We start from the raw sequence: 15135 nt of genomic DNA on the forward strand, positions 1-15135 counted from the left end.
GAAAAAGGATGGGTCATTGGGCTCCCGCCGTGTCCGACGCAGCGGGTGTGACGGTGACCGGAGTGGGACTTACGGTTCTCCGATCTAGCCCAGGCGGATCAGGGAGATGAGCGATGGACCACTATGTCGGCCTCGATGTCTCGGTGCGCAGCACGAGCATCTGCATCCTGAGCGCGTCCGGTCAGGTCGTGCGCGAGGGCAAGGTGGAGAGCGAGCCGGAAGCCATCGTGGCGTTTCTGGGCGGTCGCGGCCTGGCCTACGGGCGGGTCGGGATCGAGGCCGGTCCGCTCTGCCAGTGGCTCTATGCCGGCTTGGCGAAGGCGGGCCTGCCGGTGGTGTGCATCGAGACGCGTCACGCCAAGGCGGTGCTGAGCGCTCAGGTCAACAAGACCGACCGCAACGACGCGCGCGGCATCGCCCAGATGATGCGGGTCGGCCTCTACAAGCCGGTTCACGTGAAGACCCTGGCCAGCCAGGAGATCCGTGCCCTGCTCGGCGGGCGCCGGGCCTTGCAGGCCAAGCTCATGGACATCGAGAACAGCATCCGGGGGCTGTTGCGCAACTTCGGCCTGAAGGTCGGGACCGTGACCCGCGCCCGCTACGAGGAACGCATCCGCGAACTGACGGACGGCCGAGCCGGGTTGATCGCCGTGATCGAGCCGATGCTGACCGTGCGCCGCGTGGTGCGCGAGCAATACGTGCTCCTACACAAGCGGATGCTGGCGCTGGCTCGCGCGGACGAGCCCTGCCGCCTGCTGATGAGTGCGCCCGGTGTCGGCCCGTTCGTCGCGTTGACCTATCGCGCGGCGGTCGACGAGCCGGCCCGCTTCCGCCAGTCCCGCGCGGTCGGCGCGCACTTCGGACTGGCGCCGCGAACCCACCAGTCGGGCGAGTTGGACCGGCGCGGGCCCATCACCAAGAACGGCGACGAGACCCTACGCGCCGCGCTGTTCGAGGCAGCCCTGGTGCTGCTGCGGCCGGGCTCGAAGCCTTCGCCGCTGAAGGCATGGGGCCTGAAGCTCGCCAAGCGTCGCGGGACGGCCAAGGCCAGGGTCGCGGTGGCACGGCGGCTGGCGGTGATCCTCCACCGGATGTGGGTCGATGGAACGCCGTTCCGCATCGAGGCGGCGATGGCGTAATCGACCTGTCGTAGAAATCCGCCGCGAGGCGGAGCGGTGTCCCTCCAGGGACCGAAGGTCGGTGAGATCGCGGGCGGGTTGAAGGGCCTTCGGGCGACTTCGCGAAAAAGCTTGATCCACCTCCTGTCGGACCCAACCATGAAGCGGCCGGTGTGCCGACTTCGGAGAGAAGCCAGAGACCTGGTGGGACAGTCGAGCTAAGATCGCCCTGAAGGACAGGAGGTCTCCTTGACCCATCCGCTCTACCGAATCTTGCGCCTCCTCGAAGAGCAGGGGCTATAATTCCGGGTGGACCGGCACCGCGACGACACTGTGATGATCACCGTCACTGTAGTCGGCGAGCGCCTGGGGATCGATGGCTTCGAGGATGGTCACGTCGAGTTCTCGCGCTTCAAAGGCACGGAAGACCTTGAATCCGACGAAGACGCCCTGAACGAATTGATCCGCCAACACGGACGAGAGCAGGTTGGCGATAATCCCTCTTGACCTGAAACACCCAATAGAGANAGTGGGGCGGCGACCCGACCAAGTAAGACCTTGAATCCGACGAAGACGCCCTGAACGAATTGATCCGCCAACACGGACGAGAGCAGGTTGGCGATAATCCCTCTTGACCTGAAACACCCAATAGAGAGGGCCGCCCCACGGGGCGGCCCTCTCTCATTCCGACGTGGGCGTGCCGGTCAGTTGATCCGGTCGGCGAGGTTGGCCGAGTGGGCGTGCTCGCCAGCGATGTACGGCAGCGCCTGGTTGGCGAACTCACGACCCTGCGCGTTGTCGCCGTTGCGGGCGTAGGAGGCGTAGAGGCCGAGGGTGCGGGCGTCCGAGTTGGCCTGCTGGTCGACGTAGGTGCGGTCGAAGTCGCGGCCCGCGCGGGCGGACTTCAGACGGTCGATGCGGCCCTGGCCCTCGGCGCCGATGGCGACGCGGCGGCCCGGCTCCGAGGGGCTGTTGTCGACGAGGCCGACGCCGCCGAGGACGCCGCCCACGACGCGTTGGGCGATGGTGGCCGAGATCGTCACCGGGGCGAGGACGACGCCGATCGGGTTGTCGAGGCGGGTCTCGAAGGGCTGGGTGTCGGACACGACGGTGCCGCCGGCGGTCAGCGAGGTGCCCTCGGGCAGCAGCGCCTGGGTGGTGGCCTTACGCTCGACCAGAACGTTGTGGGCGTACTGACGGACGCGCGGGTTGCGCGAGCGCTCCAGGGCGATGCGGCTCGACTCGATGCTGACGGCATCCGAGCGCAGCGCCGCGGCGCGGAAGTCGGAGGTGTCGGTCACGGTCGGCTGGTTGTCGCCGAATTGCGGCGCGACGCGGAACGACAGGGGCTCCTGGGCGAGCGCCGGAGTGGCGAGGGCGGCGACCGACAGGCCGAGGGCGGCGAGGAGGGACTTGGTCATGGCAGGGTCTCTTTCCGGGGCGCCCGAACGGCGCCGTTCTTGTTGATCGTTTGCGGTGCGGCAACACGCGGCCCAAGCGGGCGTTCCACCCTGCGTCGCATTGGAGCATTGCGTTCGGAGGGGTGTCATTCCGCCCGCCCGACTCCAAAGCGGCCCCGTTCCCCGAGGGGGGCATGCCGGTGCGCCCGTCGGATGTCGCGTCCGCCGGCGCGGGGCACCGCAGCGCGCCGCCCTCCGCGATCAAGACCGGCGACTCGGACGCCATGGTCCACTACCGGTTCGACGGACCGACCGTCGCGCGGCAGCTGCGGATCAACCGGGGGGCCTGGCCCGTCGTACGGATCGCCGCCAAACCGGCTCCTGGTCCGTGTCGCCGATCTCGCCGCCGGCCTCGGCCGGACCCGAGGCGGAGCGAGGCACCTCTCAGTGCGCTTCCTCCCAGTTCAGGGCGGCCCGGGCCTCGACCACCAGGGGCACCCGCAGGGTCAGGGCGGGGGCGGGGGCGTCGACCATGATACGGGTGATCACCGGCAGGGCCTTCTCGACCTCGTCCTCGGGCGCCTCGAACACGAGCTCGTCGTGCACCTGCAGGAGCATGCGCACGTTGAGACGCTCGGCCCGGAGCGCTTCCTCCATGCGGATCATCGCCCGGCGGATAATGTCGGCGGCCGAGCCCTGGATCGGGGCGTTGATGGCCTGACGCTCGACGGAGGCGCGCTCGTTGGGGTTATTCGAGCGGATCTGCGGGTAGTGGCAGACCCGGCCGAACAGGGTGGTGACGTAGCCGAGATCCCGGCACCGGCGCTTGGTGTCGTCGATATAGGCGCGGATGCCGGGGAAGCGCTCGAAATACTGCTTGATGAAGGCCCCGGCTTCCTCGCGGCCGATGCCGAGGCGGTCGGCGAGGCCGAAGGCCGAGATGCCGTAGATGATGCCGAAATTGATGGTCTTGGCGCGCCGGCGCAGGTCCGCGGTCATCTCGGCCAGCGGCACACCGAACATCGCGCTGGCGGTGGCCGCGTGGATGTCGATGCCGTCCGCGAAAGCCTGGCGCAGCTGCGGGATGTCGGCGATGTGGGCGAGGAGGCGCAGTTCGATCTGGCTGTAATCGGCCGAGATCAGGCGGTTGCCCTCCGCCGCCACGAAGGCGCGGCGGATGCGGCGCCCTTCTTCCGTGCGGATCGGGATGTTCTGCAGGTTCGGCTCGGAGGAGGAGAGCCGGCCGGTGGTGGTGGCGGCCAACGAGAACGAGGTGTGGACCCGGTCGGTCTCGCGGTCCGCATGCTGCTGCAGCGAATCCGTGTAGGTGGATTTCAGCTTGGCGAGCTGGCGCCATTCGAGGATCTTCTTCGGCAGGGGGTGCCCGGCCTGGGCCAGCTCCTCGAGCAGGGTCGCGGGCGTCGCCCACTGGCCCGAGGGCGTCTTCTTGGCGCCGGGCAAGCCCATCTTGCCGAACAGGATGTCGCCGATCTGCTTGGGCGAGGAGACCTGGAATCTCTCGCCCGCATCCTCCTGGATCTCCTCCTCCAGGCGCACCAGGATCTGGGAGAAGTCGCCGGACAGGCGGCTCAGCATGTTGCGGTCGACGCGGATGCCCTGCCCCTCCATCCGGGCGATCACCGGCACGAGCGGGCGCTCCAGGGTCTCGTAGACGGCGACGCGCTTCTCGGCCACGAGCCGCGGCTTCATCATCCGCCAGAGGCGCAGGGTGACATCGGCATCCTCGGCCGCGTAGGCGGTGGCCTTGTCCAGCGCCACCCGGTCGAAGGTGATCTTGGCCCGGCCGGTGCCGGCCACGTCCGAGAAGGTGATGGGCTGGTGTCCGAGATGGCGGCGGGCGAGCTCGTCCATGCCGTGTCCGCCCTTACCGGCATCGAGCACGTAGGAGATCAGCATGGTATCGTCGAAGGGCGTCACGCGGATGTCGTAGCGGGACAGGACGGCGAGATCGTATTTCAGGTTCTGGCCGACCTTCAGCACGCCGGGATTTTCAAGGAGCGGCTTCAGGCGCTCGAGCACCACCTTCGCGTCGATCTGGCCCGCCGCCGGCTGGAACGCCTCCGAGGCCGCCTTGGCGTCGCCGAACAGGTCTCCGTCCGCGCCCTTGACGGGCTCCTGGTGCCGGAGCGGGATGTAGGCCGCCCGTCCCGGCGCGACGCAGAGGGAGACGCCCACGAGGTTGGCGTGGTTGGCGTCCAGCGAATCCGTCTCGGTGTCGACGGCGATGACGCCGGCCTCCTCGGCCTCGGCGATCCAGGCGTCGAGTTGCTCGACGGACTGAATCGTCTCGTAGGCGGCCGTGTCGAAGGGCTTCACCGCCTCCGCCGCCCGCGCCGCCACGAGGCCGGCGGGGGTCGGCTCGGAGGGGCCGCGGGGCTTGGGCGCGACGTCGGGCAGGCCGAGATCGGCGAAGGGATCGACCTCGCCGCTCGGCGCGCCGGACGCGGTCTCGGGATCGACCGGCACGGGATCACCGTGGGCATCGGGGAAGAACGGGGCGTCGGGCGCGGGCTCGCGGTTCGGCAGCAGCGCCGGGTCGGGCTGCACCGCCTCCGGGTCCACGTGGAGCATCTGGGCGATGCGCCGGGTCAGGGTGTTGAACTCCATCGCCTTGAGAAAGCCGACGAGTTTCTGCGGATCGGGCTTGGGCAGGCGCAGGTCGTCCAGCGGCACCGGGAGGGGCACATTCTCCTCCAGCGCCACCAGCTTTCGCGAGAGCCGGGCCTGATCGATGCTGGCGAGCAGGGTCTCGCGGCGCTTGGGCTGCTTGATCTCGGCGGCGCGATCGAGCAGCGCGTCGAGGCTGCCGTATTCCTTGATGAGCGCGGCCGCCGTCTTCAGGCCGATGCCGGGCACGCCCGGCACGTTGTCCGAGGCGTCGCCGATCAGCGCCAGGGCGTCGCCGATCTGCTCGGGGGTGAGGCCTTCCCACTTGGCGATGATCGCCTCGCGGTCGAGGTTGCGCTCGGGCCGGTAGCCGGGCTTGCCCTTGGCGCCGGACTCGAAGTCGTAGAACCGCACCAGGGGGCCGACGAGCTGCATCAGGTCCTTGTCGGAGGACACGATGATGACGCCGGCGCCCCGCGCCTCGGCCTGGCGCGAATAGGTGGCGATGAGGTCGTCGGCCTCGTAGCGGATGAGCTCGATCGGCTGCAGGCCGAAGGCCCGCACGGCATCGCGCATCAGCGGCATCTGCCGCTTGAGGTCGTCCGGCGCGTCCGGCCGGTGGCCCTTGTAGTCGGGAAACAGCTCCTTGCGGAACGAGCCCTCCGACTTGTCGAACACGATGGCCAGATGCGTCGGCATCACCCCGGCCGCACCCTCCTGCACGAACTGGGCGATCTTGGTGCAGAACAGCCGCACCGCCCCGGTGGGCAGGCCGTCCGACGGCCGGGTGTTGTACTTCTGGTCCTGGTTGATCGATTGAAAATAAGCGCGAAAAATGAACGAAGAGCCGTCGACCAGGATGAGCTGATCGCCGGGGCCGACGGGCTTTTCAGAGGAGGAAGCGGTCATCGATCGATCAACGAAAGGAGGGGGCAAATGGCGACGTCGCCGCGAAGATCATTGGTCGGCCCGTAGTTCGTTCCGGCATACCGTGAGTAGGTCAGGCAATGCCTCATGGACGGTCCCCCCACAGAAGCTTTGCCGAGACACGCTCATATCGATGCCGATAGACGTTCCCCGAGTCCGCGATCTGCCGCCATGGGATATGGACGTTCCGGAGTCGGGTTTCCTCGTCGACGCGCCGACTCGCCTCCGAGATGATCTCCAGGCAGCGCGTCACGCCGTAGAGTAGAAGCCGGTTGCTGGCGAAATCTTCGAAGCTCAGGTCCGCAGTGAAATCCTGAGCCGCTTCAACATTTTCGATGATGCCGAGCAGGGCGCGGCGGCCCCGCTCAGAAAGCATGGATCGCGTCGCGCTCGGCTCCGGGGCGTACGGGAGGCTTCAGCATCGAGCGGGTTGCGACATCCACTTCGACAGGGAACAGATCGGCGATGAACCCGACGACGCCGACGTACCCGTAGACATTCCGGATGGTGGTCTCGTCGATGTCGATCATGACATCGAGGTCGCTTGCCGCATGCGCCTCGCCACGCGCGACGGAACCGAATAGGGCGGCATGCAGAACGCCCCGTTCGCGCAACTCGGCCTCGTGCGCACGAAGAATCTCGAGGGCGGTGCTGCGATCCATACCGCGACCGTACTCGAAATCAGATCTGAGCTGAAGGGCTCCCCCTCACGTCGCCGCCCCCACCGTATCGGCCATCCGGGCGTCGCGGGTGCCGAGCGGCTGCTCGGGGCCGCGGGTGGTATCGGCCTCGGTCTGGTGCTCCATCTCGGCGTTGATTTCGGCGCCGATGAGCACGATCGTGGTGGAGATCCAGATCCAGGTCATGAAGCCGATCACGGCACCCAGCGAGCCGTAGGTCTCGTTGTACTTGCCGAAATTGGCCACGTACCAGGAGAAGCCCAGCGAGGTGATGAGCCAGGCCACGGCGGCCAGGGCGCTGCCCCAGGTCACCCAGCGCCAGCGCGGGGCGTCGCGGCTCGGGCCGTAGCGGTAGAGAAGGGCGAGGCCGCCGAGCACCGCGGCGAGGAGCACCGGCCAGCGCAGCAGGGCGATGTACCAGGCCTCCGAACTCAGCCCGATGATGTTGATCGCCGCCGGCACCACCACGATCCCGACCAGCGCCAGGATGATGAACAGCAGCGCGCCGCCCGTGAAGGCCAGCGAGCGCAGGTTGAGCCAGACGAAGCTGCGCGTCTCGCGTTCCTCGTAGACGATGTTCAGGGCGGAGAAGACCGCCTTCATGCCGCCGTTGGCGCTCCACAGCGACAGCACGATGCCGGTGAAGAAGGTCAAGCCGAGGGTGGTGTCGCCCTTGGCGGCGATGCGTTTGACCTGCTCGCCGACGATGTCGAGGGCCCCGGAGGGGATGACACCCTGCAGGCTCTGCAGGTGCTCGTTGATGGTGGCCACGTCCGCCACGAGCCCGTAGCACGAGACCAGGGCGGCGATGGCGGGGAAGATCGCCAGGAGCACGTAGAAGGTCACGCCGGCTGCGACCGAAACGATGTTGTTCTCCGAGACGTCGTGGAATGCCCGCATCCCGATATCCTTCCAGCCCTTCGCCGGGATGTCGGACGGCGTGCGCGCGCCGCGGCCACGCTCGGGCTCGGCGCTGGCCACCCGGTGGGCCTCGGTGCCGGCATGGGACGGGGAGGGCTGGCGGGTCGGATCCTTCGGCATCGCCCGGGCCGGTGCCGTCCCTCCGGCCCGACGCGGGAGCGCGACGAAGCCGAGAAGTGCGGTGGCGAGGGCCACGGTCCAGAGGGTCGAATTTCGGGTCTCGACTGCATTGGGTGCAGTCGAATGCTCGTTCGGTGAGGTCATCGATCGTCCGTTCCGCCGAAGGAATCGTAATCGCAAGGTGATGCTGGCGTTGCTCGACGCAACAAACGTTGGTTCGACAACGGGAGGTGACGGCCAAGAGTTTCCTTCCGGTTCACGGAAAAGCGAGCGCGGGCGACGCGGCGGCCCAGCCGGATTTATTCCGCGAAACCCCCGTCCGAGGGCCGACGTTGTGCGTCGGGGCACGCGAAGCGACGCGCGGTGCGGAATTTCGGGGCCAGCCTGGACGTGAGGGCCGATCGCGGCTTGCCCTCGCGGGCGCCACGCGGCACGGCCGAGGGAGCCCCAGACCTCGACCCCAAAACCTCGACCCCAAAACCTCGACCCCAAAACCTCGACCCCAAAACCTCGACCCCAAAACCTCGACCCCAAAACCTCGACCCGGAGACTCCCGACCCGTGCCGCACGCGACAGAGCTGATCGCCATCATCGCCCTCGGCCTCGTGCTCGCCTTCGTGTGCGGAATGCTGGCGCAGCGCCTGCGCCTGCCGCCCCTCGTGGGCTACCTCCTCGCGGGCGTCCTCGTCGGCCCCTACACGCCGGGCTTCGTGGGCAACAGCCAGCTCGCCGGCCAGCTCGCCGAGATCGGCGTGATCCTGCTGATGTTCGGCGTCGGCCTGCATTTCTCGATCAAGGACCTGATGGCGGTGCGCACCATCGCGCTGCCGGGCGCCATCGTGCAGATCCTGGCGGCCACCGCCATGGGCGGCGCGCTGGCGCTGGCCTGGGGCTGGGGCCTCGGGGCGGGGCTCGTCTTCGGCCTTGCCCTGTCGGTGGCGAGCACGGTGGTGCTGCTGCGGGCGCTCGAGGAGCGTCGGCTCCTCGACAGCGACAAGGGCCGCATCGCGGTGGGCTGGTTGATCGTCGAGGATCTGGCCATGGTGCTGGCCCTCGTGCTGCTGCCGGCGCTGGCCCCCTCCCTCGGGGGCGACGGGGCGGGCGTCGCGCACCATGCCGGGGACGGCAACATCTGGCTGACCCTGGGGCTGACGCTGGCCAAGGTCGGGATCTTCGCCGCCGTGATGCTGGTGGGCGGGCGCCGCTTCGTGCCCTGGCTCCTCGACCAGGCGGCACGCACGGGCTCGCGCGAGCTCTTCACCCTGGCGGTGCTGGCCCTGGCGCTCGGCATCGCCTTCGGTTCGGCGGAGCTCTTCGGCGTCTCGTTCGCGCTCGGCGCCTTCTTCGCCGGCATGGTGCTCGCCGAATCCGACCTCAGCCATCAGGCGGCGGCCGATTCCCTGCCGCTGCAGGACGCCTTCGCGGTGCTGTTCTTCGTCTCGGTCGGCATGCTGTTCGACCCCGGCATCCTGATCCGCGAGCCGCTCTCGGTGCTGGCGGTGCTCGGCGTCATCCTCATCGGCAAGTCCCTGGCGGCGGTGGCGATCGTGCTGGCCTTCCGGCATCCGCTGGGCACCGCCCTCACCATCGCGGCGAGCCTCGCCCAGATCGGCGAGTTCTCGTTCATCCTCGTCAGCCTCGGCCTGTCCCTGAAGCTCCTGCCGGAGGAGGGGCGCGACCTCATCCTCGGCGGCGCCATCCTGTCGATCACCCTCAACCCGCTGTTCTTCGCGCTCACCGATTGGGTCGGCCGCAAGGTCGCCGAGCGTCCGGCCCTGGCCGCCCGCTTCGAGCGCCAGGGCGCCGCGGCCCTGGCGGTCACCAGCGAGAGCCCGCCGCATCGGGGCCACGCGATCCTCATCGGCTATGGTCGGGTCGGCAGTACCATCGGCCAGGCGCTCAAGGCCTGGGACCTCCCCTACATCGTCCTCGACCGCGACCGCCGCCGGGTCCTGGAGTTGCGCCAGGAGGGCATCGAGGCGGTGTTCGGCGACGCCACGGCGCCGGGCATCCTGCAGGCCGCCGACATCGCCCAGGCCCGCCTGATCGTGGTCGCGACACCGGAGGCCCACACGACGCGGCGCATCGTCGAACTCGCCCGGGAGATCCATCCGGGCATCGACACCCTGGTGCGCACCCACAACGACGGCGAGCGCCGCCACTTCGAGGAGCAGGGCGTCGGACTCGTGCTGATGGCCGAGCGCGAACTGGCCTTCGGCATGACCCTCTACGCCCTGCGCAGCCTCGGCCTGAAGGAGGGCGAGGCCCGCATCTTCGTCGACAGCACCCGGGTCGAGAGCCGCTCCGCCCCCATCGAGACCGCGATCGACCAGGTCACGCCGGAGCTGCGCCCCCACAAGGAGGAGGGGGCGTGAGGCGTCAGGCGGCCAGGGAGCGCCCGAGGTCGTGGACGCGGCGGAGATCGGCCACGAAGGCCGCGTAGGCCTCCGCCTTCGCCTCGTCCGGCAGGCGCAGCAGGTAGGACGGGTGCACGGTGATGAACCCCGCATAGGGTTTTTCGAAATCCGCCGGGCCGCGCGCCCGGGTGATCGGGATCTGTTTGCCCGTCAGCGCCAGCACGGCGGTGGCGCCGAGCGCCACCACGAGCTTCGGCGCGACGAAATCGAGCTCCCGGTCGAGCCACCAGCGATAGTGGCTGACCTCGCCGGCGGTGGGCTTCTGGTGGATGCGGCGCTTGCCCCGCTCCTCGAATTTGAAGTGCTTGACCGCATTGGTGAGGTAGGCCTCGCCTCGCGCGATCCCGGCCTCGGCCATCGCCCGTGAGAGCAGTTGCCCGGCTGGGCCGACGAAGGGGCGCCCCTGGCGGTCCTCCTGGTCGCCCGGCTGCTCACCCACGAAGGCGATGGACGCGCCCAGCGGTCCTTCGCCGAGGACGGCCTGGGTCGCGCCGGGGACCAGCGGCTCCGAGCGCCGGATGAGGGCGTTGAGCGCCTCCAGCGAATCCGGGGCCTGGTCCGCCATGGCCGCGACGGCCCGGGCGGGATTGCGCTTGACCGGCATCTGCGGCGTCCTCTCGATCATGGCGCCGGTCCGCGCCGCAGCCTGCCGGACGAGGCCCGGAATGGCGGCGGTCTCGGGCATGTTGCGCCAGTACTTCTTCGGCATCTCCGCCCGCATCGCGGCGAGGTTCGTCCGGGCGGGGTTGAACGTGCTCTCGTAGTAATCGCGCCAGCCGGCCTCGAATCCGTCCTGTGCCGGTGCGTCCTCGCGTCGCCCTGGCGGTCCGAACGCGAGGACATCGCCGTCCCAGCGGGCGGAGGCCTCCGGCGTCAGGATGGTCCAGTCCAGTCCGCAGAAGCGATCGACGAAGAACGGGGCGGCGGCCCCCAGGATGTGGTGGTCCGGCTCGAACCAAGCGACGAAGCGCTCCGGCCCATCGCCCTCCACGCGGCGGAAGCGCAGGAAGGCGTGCATCTTGTGCAGGTCGCGGGCGATGGCCTTGCGCATCCGCTCCAGGCGATGGACCAGCGGGTCGCTCGAGATCTCCAGCAAACGCCGCTCGCCGCACTGGATGCGCCAGATCAGATCGTAGAGCAGGGCGTAGCGCTCAGGGTCGCGGTGCAGCACCACCCGGGCGACCATCTCGCCCACCCCGCGCGGCAGGCTCAAGGGAGCTTCCTCCGAGGGCGCGGGGGGCGGCGCCCCGAACAGCCCGGACGCTTCGCCGATGGACCACAGCACCCGCTCCGGCGGGATGCCCCGGCCGGCGAGGCGACGGGCCGCGGCCCGGAAGCCCTCGAGGTCGGCGCCCGGGGAGAGGTCGACGGCTTCGAGCGCGCCGCGCCCGAACCCTGTCCCCTCCGCGGGGGAGGGAGGAGCCGATCGGTGTGCGCCCGCCATCCTAGAACAGCGACAATTGCTTGGGCGGGTCGGCGAGCCGTGCCCGCAGGTCGAGCCGGTCGGTGAGGCCGCCCGCCGGATGGTAGTCGGCGGCGATGAGGAAGGGCCGCGCCCGCTTCAGGGCCGAGGTCAGGCGGGCGACGTCGTCGAGGCGCAGGCGGGTGTGCCGGCGGGCCCGGATGATCTTGTCCACCGCCCGGGCGCCGAGGCCTGGCACCCGCAGCAGCATCTCGCGGTCGGCGGCGTTCACGTCGACGGGAAAGCGCGCCCGGTGCTTCAGGGCCCAGGCCAGCTTCGGGTCGATGTCGAGGGAGAGCATCCCGTCGTCGGTGGCATCGGCCACGTCGTCGGGGGTGAAGGCGTAGTACCGCAGCAGCCAGTCGCCCTGGTACAGGCGGTGCTCGCGCTGGAGCGGCGGCGCAGTCAGCGGCAGGATGGTGGACCCGTCCGGGATCGGACTGAAGGCCGAGTAGTAGACCCGCTTGAGGTTGTAGGAGCCGTAGAGCAGGGCGCTCTTGCGGATCAGCGCCTCGTCCGTGGTGGCGTCGGCCCCGACGATGACCTGCGTCGACTGCCCGGCCGGCGAGAACCGGCGCTTCTCGGATTTCGCCTCGGCGATGCGCTCGCCGATCTGCGCGATGGCGTTCTGGATGACGGCGCCGTCCTTCTCGGGGGCCAGGCGCTCCAGGCTCGCCTCGGTGGGCAGCTCGACGTTGATCGACAGACGGTCGGCGTAGAGGCCCGCCTCCTCGATCAGCCAGGGGCTCGCCTCCGGGATCGATTTCAGGTGGATGTAGCCGCGAAAGCCGTGGTCGCGCCGCAGCGATTTCGCCACCCGCGTCAGCAGCTCCATGGTGTGATCGGGCGACTTGATGATGCCCGACGAGAGGAACAGGCCCTCGATGTAGTTGCGCTTGTAGAACTCCACCGTGAGGGTCACGACCTCCTCGACGGAGAACTTCGCCCGCTGCACGTTGGAGGAGCGCCGGTTCACGCAGTAGGCGCAGTCGAACAGGCAGTAATTCGTCAGCAGGATCTTCAGGAGCGAGATGCAGCGCCCGTCCGGCGTGTAGGCGTGGCAGATGCCGGCGCCGGTGGTCGAGCCGAGCTCGCCCTTGCCGGCCGTGCGCTTGGGCGCCCCGGACGACGAGCAAGAGGCGTCGTACTTGGCGGCATCGGCGAGGATGCGCAGCTTCTTCGCGAGCATTTCGTCCATCGACGAGAAATGCGCCTCGTTCGCGCTTCGTTCAAGTTTTCGCGCACGGATTCGGGCTTTCTCCGCCGCCGCGATGTCGCAGCCTTATAGCTGGGAACCAAAGCCCGGAGCCCGGTCCCGGAGCTAAGCCTCGTGGTCGAGGGGCTCGGCGTCGGGATCGGCCTCGATCACCCGTCGGCCGAGGCCGTACGGGAAGCCGGCGCGGGCCATGGCGGCGAGATCCCGGTCGCGATGGGCCTCGCGCGTCCCGGGCCGGCGCCAGGGTCCGAGGCGCCGCCGCTTGGCATAGGCCCGGGCCGCTTCCGCCTCGAGGTCGACGCCCGCCTCCACCGTCTCGCGCTCGGCCTCCATCGCGCTCGCCACCTGCTCGCGCGACACGCCCTTGGCGGCGAGCTTGGCCGACAGGGCCCGGGCGGAGGCACCGCGCCGGCGCAGGGCCGCGAGGCGCCCGGCGGTGAAGCGGGCGTCGTCGACGAGGCCGGCGCCGACCGCGCGGGCGACCGTGGCCTCGATCGCCTCGGCGAAGGCGCTCGCCTCCTCCCCGCGCAGGCGGCAGCGCTTGTCGACCCGGCGCTTCAGGGTCTGCCGCAGCATCGCCACGGAGGCGCTGTAGCGTTCGAGGTAATGCAGGGCCGCCCGCTCGAGATAGGCGGGGGTGACGGGCGGGGGCGGTTTGACCTCGGCCCGGTCATCCGGTGCGGCTCCGGTGGGGCGGCGGGACGCAACGTTTCGCGGTGTCATCGGTTCTTCACGATCCGGACGGGGTTCGGGGGTCGGTCTCGCAGATATGGTGATCCCGCTGGACAAAGGCTCGTTCCTGCCATGCCGGCATTTCTCGTGAGACGCGAGTGGCTTCTCGTCCTTCTGGCGCTCGGCTTCGCCGTCGTGGCGGGGATGCTGGTCTACCTGTCGCGTCCCACCACCCTGACCGTGGCGGTCGGTCCCCGGGACGGCGCCGAGGCGACCCTGCTTCAGACCTACGCCCAGGCTCTGGCCCGCGGTCGCGAGGATGTCCGCCTCAAGCTGAACTTCTACGATGACGTGCGCGACAGCGCCGAGGCGCTCCAGCGCAACAAGGCCGACCTCGCCGTGGTCCGGCCCGACGTCCTCCTGCCCGAGAACGGGCTCACCCTGGCGATCCTGCACGACGAGGCCCTGCTGATCGCCGCGCCGGAAGCGGCGGGCATCGAGAACTTCCCCGACCTCGCGCGCAAGCGCCTCGGCGTGGTCGAGCGGCACGCCGCCGACATGCCGTTCCTGACGAACCTCCTCGCCTTCTACGACTTCTCCGCCCAGCCGGCGGCCGAGCCGGTCCCCGAAACCGGGCTCGGCCCGGCCCGGATCGCCCTCGTGCCGCTCACTCCCCAGGAGGTCACCAGCGCCATCGCGGAGGGCCGCGTCGACGCGGTGGCGGTCATCGCCGCTCCGGCCTCGAAGGCGGCGATCTCGACGGTGCGTGCCGTCGAGGCGGCCTCGACCGAGAAGAAGATCAATTTCGTCTCCGTGCCGGATGGCGGGGCGATCATCCAGCGGATGCCCGAGTTGCAATCCGTGACGATCCCGGCCGGCACCTTCGGCGGTCGCCCGAAGCGCCCGGACGAGGACGTGAAGACGGTGGGCGCCTCCTACCGGCTGATGGCCCGCGGCGGCGTCAGCCGCTTCACGGTCGCCTCGGTGACCCAGCACCTGTTCGAGTGGCGCTCGAAGCTGGCGCCCCTGGCGCCGATCGCCAACCTGATGAAGGCGCCGGACTTCGATTCCACCGTCGCGGCCACGAGCGCTCGCCTGCCGAATCATCCCGGCGCGGTGGACTACTTCGAGCGCGAACAGCAGACGATGTTCGAGCGCTACGAGGACTACATCTACCTGCTGGCGTTCTTCGGCGGCACCGTCGGCTCTGGTGTCGCCTGGGTCGCCCAGCGCCTCGCCCGAAAGCGGCGCGAGCGCATCGACATCGTCCTCGACCGGCTCCTCGACATCCTGCGCGAGGTGCGCGCCGCCACCGGCAAGGCCGACCTCGACGGCCTCGTGCGCGAGACCGACGACCTTGTGGCCGACGTCGTCCAGCATGCCCGCGAGCGCAACATCGACAACCGCACCGTGAGCGCCCTCATCCTGGCCATCGACGCGGTCCATGCGGCGATCAACGACGAGCGCCGCAATCTCGGCGCGGGTGACATCGAAAGCGGGCGGGCGGTGGACCATGCCCGCACGGCCCGCCTCCTCTCGCTCCACACGCCGGCGGCGGAGTAGTCGGCCGAGAC

Annotated in this window: 11 protein-coding genes; 3 read left to right on the forward strand and 8 right to left on the reverse strand. The window is 69.5% G+C overall.

Annotation, left to right across the window (positions count from 1 at the left end; translation table 11 throughout):
- Window positions 1-113 precede the first annotated feature (113 nt).
- Window positions 114-1139, forward strand: a complete 1026-nt coding sequence (locus tag ASG63_RS08400) for an IS110 family transposase (RefSeq protein ID WP_056214297.1) — start codon at window positions 114-116, stop codon at window positions 1137-1139.
- A 683-nt stretch (window positions 1140-1822) separates the two neighbouring features.
- Here ASG63_RS08400 and ASG63_RS08405 read toward each other — a convergent pair.
- From ASG63_RS08405 to ASG63_RS08425, 5 genes are all read right to left on the reverse strand, one after another.
- The gene (locus ASG63_RS08405) at window positions 1823-2539 is read right to left on the reverse strand and encodes a DUF4142 domain-containing protein (RefSeq protein WP_056214300.1); all 717 of its coding nucleotides are present in this window, start codon (window positions 2537-2539) and stop codon (window positions 1823-1825) included.
- 423 nt (window positions 2540-2962) lie between these two features.
- Window positions 2963-6055, reverse strand: coding sequence for a DNA polymerase I (polA, locus tag ASG63_RS08410; RefSeq protein WP_056214303.1), 3093 nt, complete (start codon window positions 6053-6055; stop codon window positions 2963-2965).
- 103 nt (window positions 6056-6158) lie between these two features.
- A complete protein-coding gene (locus ASG63_RS08415; RefSeq protein ID WP_244479853.1) occupies window positions 6159-6449 on the reverse strand; it encodes a HepT-like ribonuclease domain-containing protein in 291 nt (96 codons plus the stop codon).
- The gene (locus ASG63_RS08420; protein WP_056214307.1) at window positions 6439-6735 is read right to left on the reverse strand and encodes a nucleotidyltransferase family protein; all 297 of its coding nucleotides are present in this window, start codon (window positions 6733-6735) and stop codon (window positions 6439-6441) included. Before ASG63_RS08420 ends, ASG63_RS08415 begins: the two co-directional genes overlap by 11 nt.
- A 45-nt stretch (window positions 6736-6780) precedes the next feature.
- Complete coding sequence (locus ASG63_RS08425) at window positions 6781-7938, reverse strand: YihY/virulence factor BrkB family protein (RefSeq protein WP_056214310.1); 1158 nt, start codon at window positions 7936-7938, stop codon at window positions 6781-6783.
- 416 nt (window positions 7939-8354) lie between these two features.
- Here ASG63_RS08425 and ybaL point away from each other — a divergent pair, with 416 nt between their 5' ends.
- Window positions 8355-10169, forward strand: a complete 1815-nt coding sequence (ybaL, locus tag ASG63_RS08430) for a YbaL family putative K(+) efflux transporter (RefSeq protein WP_056214315.1) — start codon at window positions 8355-8357, stop codon at window positions 10167-10169.
- 4 nt (window positions 10170-10173) lie between these two features.
- Here ybaL and ASG63_RS08435 read toward each other — a convergent pair whose 3' ends face one another.
- The 3 genes from ASG63_RS08435 to ASG63_RS08445 form a co-directional block, all read right to left on the reverse strand.
- Window positions 10174-11655 carry a UdgX family uracil-DNA binding protein gene (locus tag ASG63_RS08435; RefSeq protein ID WP_056214318.1) on the reverse strand — a complete coding sequence of 494 codons (1482 nt, stop codon included), beginning with the start codon at window positions 11653-11655 and terminating at the stop codon, window positions 10174-10176.
- Between the two features lies 1 nt (window position 11656).
- On the reverse strand, window positions 11657-12871 hold the full coding sequence (locus ASG63_RS08440) for a putative DNA modification/repair radical SAM protein (protein ID WP_056214321.1): 1215 nt from the start codon (window positions 12869-12871) through the stop codon (window positions 11657-11659).
- Between the two features lie 123 nt (window positions 12872-12994).
- Window positions 12995-13612, reverse strand: coding sequence for a regulatory protein RecX (locus tag ASG63_RS08445; RefSeq protein WP_056214326.1), 618 nt, complete (start codon window positions 13610-13612; stop codon window positions 12995-12997).
- Between the two features lie 81 nt (window positions 13613-13693).
- Between ASG63_RS08445 and ASG63_RS08450 the strand changes: the two genes are divergently transcribed.
- Window positions 13694-15124, forward strand: a complete 1431-nt coding sequence (locus ASG63_RS08450) for a TAXI family TRAP transporter solute-binding subunit (protein WP_056214330.1) — start codon at window positions 13694-13696, stop codon at window positions 15122-15124.
- Window positions 15125-15135: the final 11 nt, after the last annotated feature.

Origin of the sequence: Methylobacterium sp. Leaf94 (assembly GCF_001426045.1) — a bacterium.
Lineage (GTDB): Bacteria > Pseudomonadota > Alphaproteobacteria > Rhizobiales > Beijerinckiaceae > Methylobacterium.

Bases quoted from the DNA above. Each gene is read 5' to 3' on its own strand.
- ASG63_RS08400 (WP_056214297.1), top strand. From the start codon at position 114: ATGGACCACTATGTCGGCCTCGATGTCTCGGTGCGCAGCACGAGCATC.
- ASG63_RS08405 (WP_056214300.1), bottom strand. From the start codon at position 2,539: ATGACCAAGTCCCTCCTCGCCGCCCTCGGCCTGTCGGTCGCCGCCCTC.
- polA (WP_056214303.1), bottom strand. From the start codon at position 6,055: ATGACCGCTTCCTCCTCTGAAAAGCCCGTCGGCCCCGGCGATCAGCTC.
- ASG63_RS08415 (WP_244479853.1), bottom strand. From the start codon at position 6,449: ATGCTTTCTGAGCGGGGCCGCCGCGCCCTGCTCGGCATCATCGAAAAT.
- ASG63_RS08420 (WP_056214307.1), bottom strand. From the start codon at position 6,735: ATGGATCGCAGCACCGCCCTCGAGATTCTTCGTGCGCACGAGGCCGAG.
- ASG63_RS08425 (WP_056214310.1), bottom strand. From the start codon at position 7,938: ATGACCTCACCGAACGAGCATTCGACTGCACCCAATGCAGTCGAGACC.
- ASG63_RS08435 (WP_056214318.1), bottom strand. From the start codon at position 11,655: ATGGCGGGCGCACACCGATCGGCTCCTCCCTCCCCCGCGGAGGGGACA.
- ASG63_RS08440 (WP_056214321.1), bottom strand. From the start codon at position 12,871: ATGGACGAAATGCTCGCGAAGAAGCTGCGCATCCTCGCCGATGCCGCC.
- ASG63_RS08445 (WP_056214326.1), bottom strand. From the start codon at position 13,612: ATGACACCGCGAAACGTTGCGTCCCGCCGCCCCACCGGAGCCGCACCG.
- ASG63_RS08450 (WP_056214330.1), top strand. From the start codon at position 13,694: ATGCCGGCATTTCTCGTGAGACGCGAGTGGCTTCTCGTCCTTCTGGCG.